Source organism: Brevundimonas sp. Leaf363 (assembly GCF_001424025.1).
Lineage (GTDB): Bacteria > Pseudomonadota > Alphaproteobacteria > Caulobacterales > Caulobacteraceae > Brevundimonas.
Window position 1 is genome coordinate 53,336 of record NZ_LMPZ01000005.1, and the last position, 15,044, is coordinate 68,379.

Below are 15,044 nucleotides of genomic sequence, written 5' to 3' on the forward strand. Positions count from 1 at the left end.
TCGCCGACCAATTGCGACTAAATCGCAAAAACATCTGGACCCGAAAGGCAAAGCTGCTATTGCGAGCGCATCGCAATGTCAGATGCCTTGGGGGCTTCCATGTCACAATCCCGCGCTGCCGCGCTCAGTACCCTTCTCGCCGCTTCCAGCGCCGCCGGCATGCTGTGCGTCCAGCCTGCCCAGGCCGCTGAGCCCGCCGCGAGCGCGATGGCGACGGCCGCCGAAATGGCCAACGCGGATGATCTGGGGACCATCGACGTGAACGGCCAGCGCCAGCGTCGCGAGCCGGCCTCGCCTGAGTATGTCGCACCCCTCGTCGACACGCCGCGCGCCGTCACCGTCATTCCCCAGCAGATCATCGAACAGACCGCCGCGACTTCGCTGCAGGACCTGCTGCGCACCTCGCCGGGCATCACCTTCGGCGCCGGCGAGGGCGGCCAGCCGCTGGCCGACCGCCCCTTCATCCGGGGTCAGGCCTCTGGCAACAACGTCTTTGTGGACGGCATCCGCGACAGCGGCGGCCAGCAGCGCGAGGTCTTCGATCTGGAGCAGGTCGAGGTCATCAAGGGCCCTGACTCGGTCTATTCGGGCCGCGGCTCGGGCGGCGGCTCGATCAACCTGACCTCCAAGACGCCGCGCCTGACCGACTTCGTCAACGTCTCGGCCGGCGCCGGGACCGACAGCTACTACCGCGCCGCGGTGGACGGAAACTGGCGGCTGAACGAGACGACCGCCTTCCGCCTGAACCTGATGGCGACCGAAGGCGACGTGGCCGGCCGCGACAGCGTCGACTTCGACCGCCAGGGCTTCGCCATGGCGCTGGCCACCGGCCTGGGCACCGACACGACCGCGAGCATCAACTACTACCACCTCGATAGCGATCAGATGCCCGACTACGGCATCCCGCTGTTCACGAAGATCGGTGTACGGACGACCGACAGCGGCGTTCTGGACGTGCCCTACGACAGTTTCTACGGGCTCGAGGCGCGTGACTATCTGACCAATACGGTCGACAGCGTGACGGTGAAGCTGGAGCACCGGTTCAGCGAGAACCTGGCGATCCGCAACGTCACCCGATACTCGGAGACGCTGAACGACTATGTCGTCACCAACCCCGGCGACGGCGGCAACATCACGAACGGCGGCGTCGTCCTGATCGGCGACGTCTACTGGATGAAGCGAGGCCTGAAGTCGCGCTGGAATCCGGTCGAGACCCTGGCGAACGTCACCGACGTGTACGGGACCTTCTCGACCGGCGGGATCGAGCACAGCTTCAACGTCGGCGTGGAGCTTTCGACCGAGGACAATCACAACGCCTCCTACATCGTGACCACGACGGGCGGCTCGGCCTGCCCGGCGCCGATGACCGGGTTCGACTGCACGCCGCTGTACAATCCGGACCCGACCGATCCCTGGACCGGCACGATCGCGCGCGGCCTGATCAGCTCGAATACGACCGACACGGTCGGCATCTACGCCTTCGACTCCATCAGCTTCGGCGAGCAGTGGCTGTTGAATCTGGGCCTGCGCTGGGACGACTATTCGGTCGAGGGCGTGACGGCGACGGGCACGGTGGCGGCGCCGATCTACACGCCGACGTCAGGCGAGTGGGACTTCGTCAACTATCAGGTGGGGCTGGTCTACAAGCCCACCGCCTGGACCAGCCTCTACGCCTCCTACGCCACCTCTTCGACGCCGCCGACCATCTCGGCGGGCGACCAGAACGGCGGTTCGGGCATGGGCACGGGCAATCTGGCGACCGAGCTGCTCGATCCGGAGCAGACCACCAGCTACGAGATCGGCGCCAAGGCCAGCCTGATGCGGGACCAGCTGCATCTGAGCGCCGCCCTCTTCCGGCTGGAGCGCAAAGACGCGCAGATCCAGGTGGCCCCGGGCGTCTATGAACAGGCCGGCGAGGCCGAGGTGCAGGGCGTCGAGCTGGGCTTCTCGGGCAATGTCACCCGCGAATGGCAGGTGTTCGGCGGCTATACCTACATGGACAGTGAACTGGTCTCGGGCGCCTACACCAATGTGAACATCGGCGATCCGCTGGCCAATACGCCGGAGCACTCGTTCAGCCTGTTCACGACCTATCGCCTGCTGCCCAAGCTGACGGTCGGCGGCGGCGTCTATCATGTGTCGGACAGCTTCGGCGGCAACCAGGGTGGCGCCGGCGGCGGCGCGAACCGGGTCTATGCCCCGGCCTGGACGCGGATCGACGCCTACGCCTCTTACGATCTCACCGAGCGGGCCAGCCTGCAACTGAACGTCCAGAACGCCTCGGACGAGGAATACATCATCCGCACCAACGGCGTGCACCACGCCGATGTCGCGCCGGGCCGCTCCGCGATCCTGACGCTGAACATGCGCTTCTGAGACAGGCCCTCCCGGCCTAGACTGACGGCGGCCCGGCGCTTTCGCCCGGGCCGCCGTTTCTTATCGAGGATCGACCCTTGCTGCTGCACATCCCCGGCGTGTTCACCAAGGCGGAAGTCGCCGAGCTGCGGCGCAGGCTGGACGCCGGTCCGTGGACGGACGGCAACCTCACCTCAGGCCACCAGGCCGCCAGCGCCAAGAACAACCAGCAGCTGCCGGAGGACAGCGCCATCGCACGCGAGGTGTCGGCCTTGGTGGAGCAGGCGCTGAAGGCCCATCCGATGTTCGTGGCGGCAGCCCTGCCACACACGATCTTTCCACCCCTGTTCAACCGCTATCAGGGCGGCGAGACCTTCGGCGTGCACGTCGACAATGCGATCCGCCAGTCGCGCGACGGCGGGACAATCCGTATACGGAGCGACCTGTCAGCCACCCTCTTCCTGTCCGAGCCCGAGGACTATGACGGCGGCGAACTGGTCGTCGAGGAGATGTACGGGCCGCAGGTTGTCAAACTGCCGGCGGGCGATCTGGTGCTCTATCCGTCCAAGAGCCTGCACCGGGTCACGCCGGTGACGCGCGGCGCGCGGGTCAGCTCGTTTCTGTGGCTGCAAAGCCTGATCCGCGACGACGGCGACCGCGAAATGCTGTTCCGCATGGACGTGGCCATCCAGCGCGTGGCGGCCGAGAAGGGCCCGACGGATCAGGCGGTGATCGAGCTGACCGGCGTCTACCACAACCTGCTGCGGCGCTGGGCCGAGGTGTGAGCTAAAGCTCTCCGCCCCTTGGCCGGAGACAGGCGACGCAGTCGCCAGAGGCGGGCCCGAAAGGTTGAGGCAGGACAACTTGCCCGCCTCTGCTCGCTGCGCTCGCTGTCTCCGCCCACGAGGCGGAGAGTGTCCCGCGCATTGTCAGTACACGTCCCGTCGGTACCGCCCCGTCTCCAGCAGGTCCGCCAGCCGGTCGACGCCCAGCGCTGATTCCAGCGCCGCATGGACCCCTTGGCTCATCCCTTTGAGGCTGCCGCAGACGTAGATCGCCGCGTCCCTTTCGATCCAGGCGCGGATATCGTCAGCCGCTTCGGGGACCAGTGCCTGGACGTAACGTCCGTCGCCCGCATCGCGCGAGAAGCAGCGGTCGAGGCGCGTCAGAACGCCCGAGGCGCGCCAGGCCTGAAGTTCGGCGTCGTAGAAGCGGTCGTGGTCGGCGGTGCGCTCGCCGAAGAGCAGCCAGGCCCCCGCTTGCCTCGGGTTGCCGGCGCGGGACCGTAGGTGAGCGCGCAGGCCTGCGATCCCGGTGCCGTTGCCGATCAGGATCATCGGCGTCGCGGCGGCTGGGCCGTGGAAGGCGCGGTTGGCGCGCAGGCGCATCGGGACGTCGCCGCCGAGCGCCAGATCATGCGTCAGCCAACCGGACGCGAGGCCGGGCGTCCCGTCGGGATGCTGCATCAGGCGAACCAGTAGCTCCACCCGCCCATCGGCGGGGATGGAGGCGACGGAGTATTCGCGGGCGGCGGGAGCGGGGTCGCCGGGCGGCCCGATCTCGGCGATGTCGCCGGCGGCCCAGATCGGAAGCGCGCCGGCGGGCTCAAGGGTCAGGCGCCAGGCCTCGCCGCCGGGACTGCCGGGGTTGGCCAGGGTGCGCTCCGTCAGTCGCCAGGTCTCATAGGCGGGCGGCGTCCAGTCAGGGCCGGGGGCGGCGCCCAGCGCCTGGCTGACGGAATGCTGCCAATGGCGGACCGCGCCGGGATCTCCGTTGTCCACCTCGACCGGGTCGAACAGGGGCGCGGCGCCGGCGGCCCGCAGCCAGTGATCCATGCCTCGGCCGAAGCCGCAGAACTGGTCGTACTCCCGGTCGCCCAGCGCCAGCAGGCCATAGGACAGGTGCGACAGGTCCGGCGCGTCCTTCATGACCCGTCGCACGAAGCCCGCGGCGCTGTCGGGCGCGTCGCCCTCGCCGGTCGTGGCGACGATCAGCAAGGCGCGTCTGGCGGCCTTCAGGGTCGCGGCGTTGATCGCGGAGAAGGCGATCAGGCGCACCGAGATCCCGGCGCCACGCATCGTCTGGGCCGTCATCTCGGCCAGGGCCTCGCCGAAGCCGGTCTGGCTGGCGTGGGCGATCAGGACGGCGTCGCCGCCCGTCGGCCCGACCGGCGCGGCCTTTTGGCGCGCGCGCCAGACTGTCCAAACGAGCAGGATCAGCCACAGCCCCAGCACGCCGGCCGCGGCCCACAGGCGGGCCGGATCGCTGGTCAATCGCCCTCGTCCATCATGGCGCGGTAGGCGGGCGTGATGTGCTCGACCAGTCCGCGCGACGTCCGCTCGACGAAGTGTGCGGCGATCTCGGCCATCTCGGCGTAGGGCGGACCTTCGTACGGCCCCATGACGCTGAGCGCGGTCGCCCAGGCGTCGGCGACCATGGCCGAGGCGTGGATCACGGTGACCGAGACGACGCCGTTGTCGATCGGCCGGCCGGTGGATCCGTCGATGGTGTGCGGATAGCGGCGGCCGTCGTGCTCGAAAGCGTTCAGGGCATCTCCGGACGTGGCGACGGCCAGGTCGAACAGGGCCGCCACGGTGCGCGGCGCCTCCAACCCGTCCGGTTGTTCGATGCTGACCCACCAGGGCTGGGCGTCGGGCTTGACCCCCGCGCCGCGCAGCTCGCCGCCGATCTCGATCAGGTGCGACGTGGCGCCTTCGCTGGTCAGGCGTTCGGACACGCGATCCACGGCATGGCCTTTGGCGATGCCCGAGAAGTCCAGCTTCATCCCGCCCAGCTGCATGGCGCCGCGCGCCTCGCGGTTCAGGCGCAGGGACCGCCAGCCGCTGACGGCCAGGGCCGCCTCGATCTCTTCGTCGGATGGGATGGGCGACAGGGGCGGCTGACGCCGGCCGGCGGGCCCGAAGCCCCATAGATCGGCCAGGGCGCCGAGCGTCGGATCGACCGCGCCATTGGTCTGATCGGCGATGTCCAGAGCTTGGTCCAGCAGCGACCAGAAGGTCTTGGACAAGGCCCAGACCCCGGCGGGCGCGGTGTTGAAGCGCGACACCTCGCTGCGCGGATCCCAGTGGCTGAAGACCGCGACGATCCCCGCCAGCTCTTCCTCGATGGCGGCGCGCAGGCGCGCCTCCTCGTCGCCGGTCGGCAGGACCAGACGCACGCGCCAGGTCGTGCCCATGGTCTCGCCGTCCAGCCCCACGACCCGGTCGCCGGGCGGCGGGGTGGGCGCGATGTCGCCGGTCGGCATGAGGACCCGGTGGTCGTCGCGCGTCTGGGGGTTCAGATCGACGGGTGCGGGCGCGCCGGCTGATCGGTGAAACGGATTGTCGCTCAGGGCAGAACCTCGAAAACGGCCACGTAGGATGCATTGGCCGCGATCGTATCGCCTTGTGCGGGCGTACGCACCGCCGCATTGATCCAGTACAGGCCCGGCTCGCCCCAGGTGACGGTGAAGGCGCCGTCCGCGCCGGTGGTGACCGTCGTTTCCTCGGGATTGTCGCGATAGCGCTGGCCGCCGCGCAGCACGGTGACCGCGACGCCCGAGGCCGCCACGCCGTCCTTGGACAGCTTGAACGTCGCCGGCTCGCCCGCGACCAGGTCGTTCGGATGGGTGACCGGGATCAGGGTCAGGCCATCGCCGGCGTTGGTGAAGGCGGTGTCGTTGGGCGAGCCCAGGGTGACGAAGGTCTCGGTGCGGCTGCTGTTCCGCGTCGGGGTCACGTCGGTGGCGCCGGCGGGGATGGCGGCCGGGAACTCCTCGGCCCGGCCGCGCCAGCGCTGCTGCTCGCCGTTCAACATATAGGTGGCCATGACCCCGCCGCCGACATTGGCGATGCGATAGGTGCCCGGCTGGGTCAGATGGACGTCGAAGGTCGAGCGGTATTTGGCGACGTTGACGTTCTCCGGCTGGATCGTCGATCCGTCCGGCGCGGTGACCACCAGATTGTCCAGGCGCATGGCGGCGTGGTCGGCCTCGAACGGATTGGTCGACATGCCGGCGTCGAACCCGACCCAGGCGTCGCCGCCCGACAGGACGGTGGAGGTGGGCATGATCCAGGCGCGGTGGGCCTGCGCCGACAACGGCGCGGCCAGGGCGGCGGCGAGGGCCATCAGGGCGACGATCTTCTTCTTCATGGCGACGGTCCTTTGGGGTCTAGCGAGTGACGGTGACGCGCACGGCGCCCAGTTCGGTGGAGCCCTGGCCGGAGCCGGCGTTGGCCGCGCCCCAGCGTATGGGCACGCGCACGGCCTCGCGGCCGCCCTGTTCGCGCGCGGCCTCGACGACCAGGTTGTACTGGCCGGCGGCTACGCCACTCAGGCGGCGGGCGGGAATGGTGATCGACTGGCGACCAGCCGCGCGGGTCGGGCCCGAGACTCCGTCCGCCGGCATGGTCATGGCTCGGCCGCCCTTGCGCCACCAGGTGCGCAGGTCCTTCAGCCAGTCGCGGCCGTCGCCCTCGCGGTTCGGAGTCTGCTGGTACCAGACGGCCAGGGTGCGCACGGCGGTCTGATCCGGCGTCTCCAGCCAGATGGCGACGTAGGGCCGATGATAGGCGGCGGTCTGGATCTGCGGCAACTCGACCGAGATCTGGATATCGGCGGCCAGGGAGGGCGTGGCGGCCAGGCCGAGGCCGGCAGCAGCGATCGCGGTGGGGAGAACACGCATCAGAGGCAACTCGTCAGTGGATGAAGATCAGGGCGATGATGACGGGGATGGCTAGCCCCATCAGGGTCAGCGGCCAGGTCGAGACGCGGCCTCGCGCGTGCAGGAACAGCAGGGCGAAACCGGTGACCGCGAAAATCACGCAGGCGGCCGCGAAGACGTCGATGAAGATGAACCAGGCCAGCCCCGCGTTGCGCCCCTTGTGCAGGTCGTTGAGGTAGGCGACCCAACCGCGCGTGGTGCGCTCGTGGACCGCCTCGCCGTTTGAACGGTCGATCGTGACCCACCCGTCGCCGCCGGGCATGGGCAGGGCGACGTAGATTTCCTCGGCCGTGGTCTCGGTGGCGCGGCCCGCGATGTCGGCCTTCAGCGCCCCCGCGCTCCAGCGCGCGACGGCCTGGGGCACGGGGCGGGTGGTGTCGGCCGGGAAATCCGCCAGGGCGTCCAGCACCGCCTGTGGCGCGGTGGCGGTCTGTTCAGCGGTGTTGGTCGGCGTCGGTATCTGCGCCGCGTGGTTCAGCGTGATCCCGGTGATGGCGAACAGGAACATCCCGGCCAGGCTGAGCGCCGCCGAGATCCAGTGCCAGGAATGCAGCTGCTTCAGCCAGAAGGCTCGCGCGGCGCTGGGCGGCCGCGGGGGCTTTCGGACGGCAGGGGCGGGGATGGACGCGGTCACGCCTTGGCTGTGCCAAAGCTGAGAACGGTTTGCAATAGCAGAAAGGATCGCAGCGCCTCCCCGGAGGAAGGCGCTGCGGAAAGCCTCTTACGCGCCGACCGTGGAATCGCCCGGCTTGGCGATGTTGCCGTCTTCCTTGCCGCCGTCGGTGATGACGGGGCCGGGGTGGTTGCCGGCGTCGTTGGCGCCGTTCGACCATTTGGCGATGAACAGGCTGATCACCAGGAAGAAGACGCCGATGCCGACGCCTACCCAGCCGATGGCGTTGAAGCTCTCGAGCGAGGCGTTCAGCGCGGCCTGCGGATTGGTCACCTGGCCGCCGACGGTTTCGGTCCCGGCCATGCCCGCGATGATGCCGCCGATGAAGTGCGCGATCGACGAGGACATGAACCACACCGCCATCATGAAGCTGACGATCGAGGCGACCGACAGTTTGGTGATCTCGGACAGGCCGACCGGCGACAGGAACAGCTCGCCCGTGGTGTGCAGCAGATAGAGCAGGGCCAGCAGCACGACCGGTGTGCGGAAGGCGTCATCGACCATGCCGGAGTTGGCGCCCCAGACCACGACCAGGAAGCCCAGGCCAACCTGGATGATGCCGAGGCCGAACTTGACGACCGGGTTCGGGTCGATCTTGCGCGCCCCCAGGAAGGCCCACAGGGCCGCGAACACCGGCGCGAAGATCAGGATGTAGGCGGCGTTGAACGACTGGGTCTGGGCCGCCGTGATGGTGGTGTCGATCCAGAAGCCGGTCGTCGACAGGCCGGCGGCCGCCATCTGGGCCGGGGTGCCGTAGGGAATGCCGAACAGGGTGCCGGCCGTGGCCGTGATCGACAGGTCCACGTTCCGGTCCGCGAACAGGTTCAGGCTGGAGCCGGCCTGTTCGAACAGGGTGAAGAAGACCGCCGAGCCGAAGATCAGCACGCTGGCCAGCATCATCCGCTCACGCGCGACCTTGTCGCCGCGCAGCTTGAAGATGATGAACCAGGCGATGAAGCCGATGGCCGCGATGGTGGACAGCAGCAGGCCGATGCCGACCAGTTCGTGGTTCGGCACGACGAAGAACAGCGCGCCGACGCCGACGAAGCCCAGGATGTAGATCAGCCATTCGCGGTTGATCGGTCCGACCAGCGGCTTCTTGATCAGTTCGGGGTAGGGGCTCTCACCCTTGCCCTGCAGCAGGGGCTTGCCCAGCCAGAAGACGACCAGACCCAGCGCCATGCCGATGCCGGCCAGGCCGAAGCCCCAGCCCCAGCCGAAGTTCTGACCGAGGTAACCGCACAGGACGGCGGCCCAGAAGGCCCCCAGGTTGATGCCGTAATAGTAGAGGGTGAAGCCCGAATCCCGGCGCGGATCGCCCTGCGGATAGAGCTGGCCGACCAGGGTGGAGATGTTCGGCTTCAGGAAGCCCACGCCCATGATGATCAGCGACAGGGCCAGGTAGAAGACGTTCACCCCCATCGGGTCACGCTGGGCCGACAGCTCGTACTGGCCGGTCGGCAGGACGGCGGGGACCGAAGCGGTCGCCGGCAGACCCTCGATGGCCAAACCGGTCTCGCTCGAGGCGTAGGCATAGGGCTGGCCGTCGATGAGGACGCGGCTCTCGCGACCGTCGGCGCGGCCTTCCATCTGGATGGCGTAGGACTGGCCGCCGTATTGCAGGGTCTGGGTCGCCGGACGCCCTTCGAAGCCCATCAGGCCGTGGCCGAGCACCAGAAGGACGGCGCCGAACATGATGGCCTTGCGCGTGCCGATGTAGCGGTCCGCCACGATGCCGCCGATCAGCGGCAGCAGATACACCAGCGAGCCGTAGGTGCCGTACTGGCCGGTGGCGAAGCCGTCGTCGAACAGGAAGTGCTGGGTCAGATAGAAGATCAGCAGGCCGCGCATGCCGTAGAATGAGAACCGCTCCCACATCTCGGCGAAGAAGCAGATGATCAGGCCGCGCGGGTGGTTCTTCAGAATTTGAAGAAGCACGGGCAGGCCCGTGGCGAGGGTGATCACCACCCCCAACAAGATGACGAGATTCATGCCGACCCCTGAAAGCGACTATGGCCGGGCCGCCCGGCCCGGAAATGACGCAGGCCCTCCGCCCGCATCATAGGAAGCGGCGATAGGACCATCTGACGGCCAGCGTGACAAGCGTGTGTCGGCGACGCGTCGTCGCATCGGGGTCACGACCCCTCCCGTCCGGCGAAGGATCTGAACACAAAACCGGCGACATCCACGGGAGCAGATGTCGCCGGCAGGGCAGGAGAACGGCTCCGTTGGCCGGAGCGCCTTGAGCCTCGCGTCTTGAGCGGGCCGAAGATCCGAGCCCGGGCGAGCCGGGCCGACTCGGCCCTAGAAGGTCTTGCGCACGGTGATCGTCATGAACTCGCGCGGGTCGATGTTGCGCTCTTCGGTGAAGGCGATCGGACGGGCGGCGGTGCGATCCGCATAGACCGTGCGGTAGACGTTGAAGTCGTTCCAGATGTTCACCGACGCCTTGATCGAAAGCGTGGGCTGCGGCTTGTATTCGATCGAGGCCTGGAAATAGTCCGAGCCGGTGAAGCCGAACGTCTGGTCCGGCGAATAGGTGAACTGCCGCAGCATCGGCAGATAGGCCACCTCGTAATTCAGCTTCCAGCGCGGCAGATCCTGCGAGAACGCGATGTTCGGCTGGCTGGGGCGCAGGCCCGAGATGGCGCGCGTCCGGCCCGTGGTGGGGTCGGTGACCTCGGTGTGGTTCCAATCGTTGCGGAAGGTGAAACGGCCCCCCGTGACGCCCAGCTTGTCGGTCGGCACCACGATGTTCAGCGACAGCTGGTCCAGCGTGCCGTCGCCGATGTTGCCGACGGCGCTGAGGCCGTCTTCCAGCGGGATGCGGTCGATGACGTTGCGGATCTCGTCGTGGCGATAGCCGATCGAGAAGACGCCTTCGCCCCAGAAACGGCGCTCATAGGCGATCTCGCCGATCCAGCGGTCCTCGGGCTGCAGGTTGACGTTGCCGCCCAGGACATTGTCGTCGCTGAGGCTGGCGCTGGCCGCGAAGTCGCCGAAGTCCAGCTGGCCGACCTCGCGCTCGAACCGGACGCGGAACTGATTGTCGGCCCACGGCGTCCAGGTGACCTGGGCCCGCGGCTTGACGAAGTAGAAGGTCCGCTCGTTGTCCTGGTCGCCCGACTGGCTGATCGTCGAGGCCTCCAGGCGCAGGCCGGTCTCGACCGACAGGCTGGGGCGGGCGCGCCAGGTCGACTTGCCGAAGATTTCGCCGCGCGTTTCCTCGACGACGATCTCGTCGGAGGGCAGGGGGATGTTTTCGCCGCCGATGGAATAGGACTGGACCGCGTCCAGCTTGTTGTACGCCACCTCGGCGCCGCCCTCGAAGGTGATGTTCGGGCTGCGCTCCCAGCGCAGCAGGCTGCGCAGGATGGTCTCGGAGGAGTCCGCGTTCGAGCCGAAGACTTCCTCGGGATCGTCCACGCCGCCGAACGTCTGGTCGTAGCTGGAGACATACTCCGAGCTTTCGGCCGTGTGGATGAAGCGGGTCTCGGACTTCAGCTTGTCGGTCAGGGGGCGGGTGTAGGTCGCGCCGAACTCGAAATCTTTTTCATCGCTGTTGTCCTGGGCCAGGCGCAGGCTGTCGACGCCGGTGAAGCGTTCGTAGGACTGCCAGTCGCTGATGCCGTAACGGGTCGTCAGGTCGATCTTGCCGCCCAGCAGCGGGGACGCATAGTTGATGCGCATCGCCTGGCCGCCGCCGTAGCCGTCGTTGACGTAGTCATCCTGGCGCAGGATCGTGCCGTCGGCCGCACGGCGGATGGACACGCCGGGCCCGTTGCTGTCGCTGGTGCCGATGCCGTCCACGACGATGACGCCCCAGGTCCGTTCGCCGTCGCGGTGCGTGAACTGATAGCGCAGGCCATAGACGTCCTGACCGCCGTCGCCGAACAGGACGCCGTCGGCCTGCAGGATGTGCTCGCTGCTGGCGCCGGCCTTGATGATCACGTTCACGACGACCGAATAGCCCTGCATGTCGATGCCGGGCGCGCCGCCGCGGATCAGCTCGATGCGCTCCACCCGGTTGGCGGGGATGCGATTCAGCGCGCTGGTGCCTGCGTCGTTCTTTGACGCCGGGCGGGCGCCGTTGATCAGGGTGTTGCCGACCGCGCCTTCGAAGCCCCGGCCGCCGTCGCCGTCGTTCGGATTGAAGCCCGGCACGCGGTAGACCATGTCCAGCGCCGTGTTCGGCTGGCTGGCGGTGAAGAACTCGGGTTCGAACACCAGCACGCCCTGCTGGGCCGCATCGACCAGCGGGCTGGTCGTGGTGGGGCCGGTGGCGACCGGCGCCTGGGCGGCGGCCTGCGGCTCGGGCTCGGCGGCCATCGCAGCGCCGGCGGTGAGCAGCATCGCGGTGGTGGCCAGCAGCAGCGCCTTGGTCATGTCAGTCCCCTTGTTTGTTGGGGGCTTTCTGACGGCGAGCTACATTGCACTCCAGTTACAAGCTGGACAGGTGGATTAAATCTCGGACAGATTACGCCCACGTAATGAACGGCATAGGTCTAGATCTCGATGTTGTTCGAAACGTCCGTGCGAATACTTATCGGCGTTAACTTCGGAACAGGCGTGCAGGGCTGGCGTTGTGGCGGTCCCCGACTGTATGACGCATCCCATGAAGCTGACCGTTCGCGCCGAGCTGGTTTACCGGTTCGAGCCGCCCACCCCTGCCGTATTCAAGATCCAGGCGGCCCACTGGCCCGGTCAGACGATCCTCGACGAGACGCTGGTCGTCACGCCGCCCGTCGACTTCCGCGTCGATATCGAGCCCGACTCGGGCGCGCGAATGCTGCGCGCCGAGCTGAGCGGCGAAGTCTCGGTTCGCTATGAGGCGACGGTCGACAACGGCGTCCTGCAGATTCTGCCGCCGGGCCTGGCCCAGGACGACTGGACCGAGATGCCGCCCGAAATGCTGACTTGGGTCTGGCCCAGCCGCTATTGCCCGTCCGACGCCTTCGTCCGCTTCGCCCTGCGCGAGTTCGACGGCAAGCGCGGCAGCGACCGGGTGCTGGCCATCCTGGACTGGATCAACCGCCACATCGACTATGTGCCGGGCGTGTCGAACGCCGAGACGACCGCATCGCGCACCTTCATCGACCGCGCCGGCGTGTGCCGTGACTTCAGCCACCTGGGCATCACCCTGTGCCGGGCGTCGGGCATCCCGGCGCGTGCGGTCAGCGCCTATGCGCACCAGCTGGCGCCGCCGGACTTCCACGCGATCTTCGAGGTCTATCTGGCGGGCAGCTGGTGGCTGGTCGATCCGACCGGCCTGGCGCCCATCGGCGGCATCGTCCGCATCGCCTGCGGCCATGATGCGGCGGACATCGCCTTCCTCAGCACCCAGGGCTTCGCCGATTTGGTGTGGCAGTCGGTGACGGTGAACGAGGGTTAGCGCGACCCTTTCCCTCTCCGTCCCGGGGAGGGCGGTCGCGTAGCGACTGGGTGGCGACGGCGAGGCTGAGAGCATCCACCGCGCCTCACTTGCTGGGATGCCCCCACCCGACGCCTTCGGCGTCTGCCCTCCCTCCGGCGGGGGAGGAGAGGCGTCGCATTTACTTCGGCGCGGTCGGCGCCGCCCTAGCCGCTTGCCAGGCCTCTATGTGCTCCAGCCGCCGCAGCACCTTGTTCTGCGGGTCGATCAGGATGTGAGCTCCCGCCGGCGCGACCAGCTCGCCGCGACCGCCCGTCATGGACAATGTCTGCACCCGTCCCTCCACCTCGACCTCAAGCGGCATGGGGAAGGGACGCCCGCCCTCGGTGATCCATTCCAGCACGATCCGGTCGCCCGCCCGAGTCTGGCGCAGCTCCGGCAATGCCGCCTGGTGCAGATAGACGTCGAAGAACCAGCCCAAGTCCCGTCCGGCGGCGCGTGACGCCAGCGCCTCGAACTCCGCGGTCGTGCCGAAGCGCGGCTCGAACTGGCCGGGGCGCGGATCGTCGGTTCCATAGACCAGCCGCCGGATCGTCTCGAAGAAGGCGTGGTCGCCGATCAGCAGGCGCAGGGAATGCGCGACAAGGGCGCCCTTGTTGTAAAGGTCCAGCCCCGGCCCCCTGGCGCTGTCATAGACGCTGTCGTCGTCCTGCGGCCGGCCGGACACCAGCGGGAAGCGGTTGATCAGCTTGCCGCGCATCTCCGACAGCTCGACCTGCATCGCCCGGTCGCCGTTCAGCCAGCGGGCGTAGAGCGGCTGCATATAGCTGCCCAGACCCTCGTGCAGCCACAGATCGTCGTAGTCGGCGTCGGTCATCTGGTTGCCGAACCATTCGTGCGCCAGCTCGTGATGCAGCAGCCAATCGTAGTCCTTGCCGTCCAGCCGGTAGGCGTTGCCGTAGGCGTTGATAGTCTGGTGCTCCATGCCCAGATGCGGCGTCTCCACCACCCCCATCTTGTCGTCGCCGAACGGGAAGGGGCCGACGGTGGCTTCGTAGAAGTCCATCATGCGCGGGAATTGGTCGAACAGGCCCTGCGCCTTCGCCGGATCGTCGGTGCTCAGCGGCCAGAACCGCAACGGAATGGTGGCGCCGTAGCGGCTGACATGGTCGGCCTGCATCTCGACATAGGGGCCGATGTTCAGGGCGATGGCGTAGGTGTTGGGTTCACGCGCCGACCAGGTCCAGGTCGTCCAGCCGTCTCCGTGATCGACGCTGCCGATGAAGCGGCCGTTGGACGGCGCCATCAGGCCGGTCGGGACGGTGATGTGCAGATCGACCCGGCCCGGCTCGCCCAGCGGATGGTCGATGCAGGGCCAGAACAGGTCGCACCCTTCGCCCTGAACCGCCGTGGCGATCCAGGGCTGGCCGTTCGGCGCAGCGCTCCAGACGAAGCCCCCGTCCCAGGGCGCCTGTGGGGCGGTGCGCGGGTGACCGCCATAGGCGATACGGACCGAGGCCCCGCGCCCGGCGGCCAGGGTCTGCGGCAGGACGATGGTCAGGCGGCCGTCCGGATTGCTCCACTCGGCCGTGGTCAGCGGGCGGCCGTTGATCACGATGGACCGGATCGGCAGTCGCGTATCCAGCTCGAACACCAGCCGGTCGACTGGCTGGGCCGCCGTCACGTCCAGCACGGCGACGGCGTCGATCGACTGGCTGTCCGGCATGACGCGGATGGCCAGGTCCGCCTTTTCGAACCGCACGGACTGCTGCTCGGGCGTGCGGGGCGAGCCGGTGGTCAGGGTGAAGGGCGTCGACAGCTCGGCCGGCGTCGCGGCGGCGGGCGTCGCGCTTTCGGGCGTCGAGGCGCAGGCGGCCAGAACCAGCAGGGATGTCGCGGACATGAGGCTGAGGAAGCGCATC

General features: G+C 68.2%; 11 protein-coding genes. 3 read left to right on the plus strand and 8 right to left on the minus strand.

All coding sequences use genetic code 11. The features are described 5' to 3' along the window. Nucleotides 1-99: 99 nt before the first annotated feature. Both ASG17_RS14365 and ASG17_RS14370 read left to right on the plus strand, forming a co-directional pair. Nucleotides 100-2,376 (plus strand): TonB-dependent siderophore receptor, encoded by a 2,277-nt coding sequence (locus tag ASG17_RS14365; protein WP_056105188.1) that lies wholly within the window; start codon nucleotides 100-102, stop codon nucleotides 2,374-2,376. Between the two features lie 77 nt (nucleotides 2,377-2,453). Further along, nucleotides 2,454-3,140 carry a Fe2+-dependent dioxygenase gene (locus ASG17_RS14370; RefSeq protein WP_056105190.1) on the plus strand — a complete coding sequence of 229 codons (687 nt, stop codon included), beginning with the start codon at nucleotides 2,454-2,456 and terminating at the stop codon, nucleotides 3,138-3,140. 144 nt (nucleotides 3,141-3,284) lie between these two features. Here ASG17_RS14370 and ASG17_RS14375 read toward each other — a convergent pair whose 3' ends face one another. From ASG17_RS14375 to ASG17_RS14405, 7 genes are all read right to left on the minus strand, one after another. After that, entirely contained in the window at nucleotides 3,285-4,628 is a 1,344-nt protein-coding gene (locus ASG17_RS14375; protein ID WP_056105192.1) for a sulfite reductase subunit alpha, read from the minus strand. After that, nucleotides 4,625-5,620: an FAD:protein FMN transferase gene (locus tag ASG17_RS15885; RefSeq protein ID WP_235560477.1), complete on the minus strand. Its 996-nt coding sequence runs from the start codon at nucleotides 5,618-5,620 to the stop codon at nucleotides 4,625-4,627. The genes ASG17_RS14375 and ASG17_RS15885 overlap by 4 nt, the downstream gene beginning before the upstream one ends. 83 nt (nucleotides 5,621-5,703) lie before the next feature. Then, nucleotides 5,704-6,507, minus strand: a complete 804-nt coding sequence (locus ASG17_RS14385; protein ID WP_056105195.1) for a DUF4198 domain-containing protein — start codon at nucleotides 6,505-6,507, stop codon at nucleotides 5,704-5,706. A 19-nt stretch (nucleotides 6,508-6,526) separates the two neighbouring features. Continuing rightward, nucleotides 6,527-7,039 carry a DUF2271 domain-containing protein gene (locus ASG17_RS14390; protein WP_056105197.1) on the minus strand — a complete coding sequence of 171 codons (513 nt, stop codon included), beginning with the start codon at nucleotides 7,037-7,039 and terminating at the stop codon, nucleotides 6,527-6,529. A gap of 13 nt (nucleotides 7,040-7,052) precedes the next feature. Continuing rightward, nucleotides 7,053-7,712, minus strand: a complete 660-nt coding sequence (locus ASG17_RS14395) for a PepSY-associated TM helix domain-containing protein (protein ID WP_235560478.1) — start codon at nucleotides 7,710-7,712, stop codon at nucleotides 7,053-7,055. Between the two features lie 87 nt (nucleotides 7,713-7,799). Then, nucleotides 7,800-9,743, minus strand: a complete 1,944-nt coding sequence (locus ASG17_RS14400) for a peptide MFS transporter (RefSeq protein ID WP_056105199.1) — start codon at nucleotides 9,741-9,743, stop codon at nucleotides 7,800-7,802. A 312-nt stretch (nucleotides 9,744-10,055) separates the two neighbouring features. Continuing rightward, nucleotides 10,056-12,137 carry a TonB-dependent siderophore receptor gene (locus ASG17_RS14405; RefSeq protein WP_056105200.1) on the minus strand — a complete coding sequence of 694 codons (2,082 nt, stop codon included), beginning with the start codon at nucleotides 12,135-12,137 and terminating at the stop codon, nucleotides 10,056-10,058. Between the two features lie 229 nt (nucleotides 12,138-12,366). On the opposite strand from ASG17_RS14405, the gene ASG17_RS14410 reads away from it, so the two are divergent. Further along, complete coding sequence (locus ASG17_RS14410) at nucleotides 12,367-13,143, plus strand: transglutaminase family protein (protein ID WP_056105202.1); 777 nt, start codon at nucleotides 12,367-12,369, stop codon at nucleotides 13,141-13,143. 160 nt (nucleotides 13,144-13,303) lie between these two features. Here the strand turns inward: ASG17_RS14410 and ASG17_RS14415 are convergent, their stop codons facing one another. Then, nucleotides 13,304-15,025, minus strand: coding sequence for a M1 family metallopeptidase (locus ASG17_RS14415; protein ID WP_235560479.1), 1,722 nt, complete (start codon nucleotides 15,023-15,025; stop codon nucleotides 13,304-13,306). Between the last annotated feature and the right edge of the window lie 19 nt (nucleotides 15,026-15,044).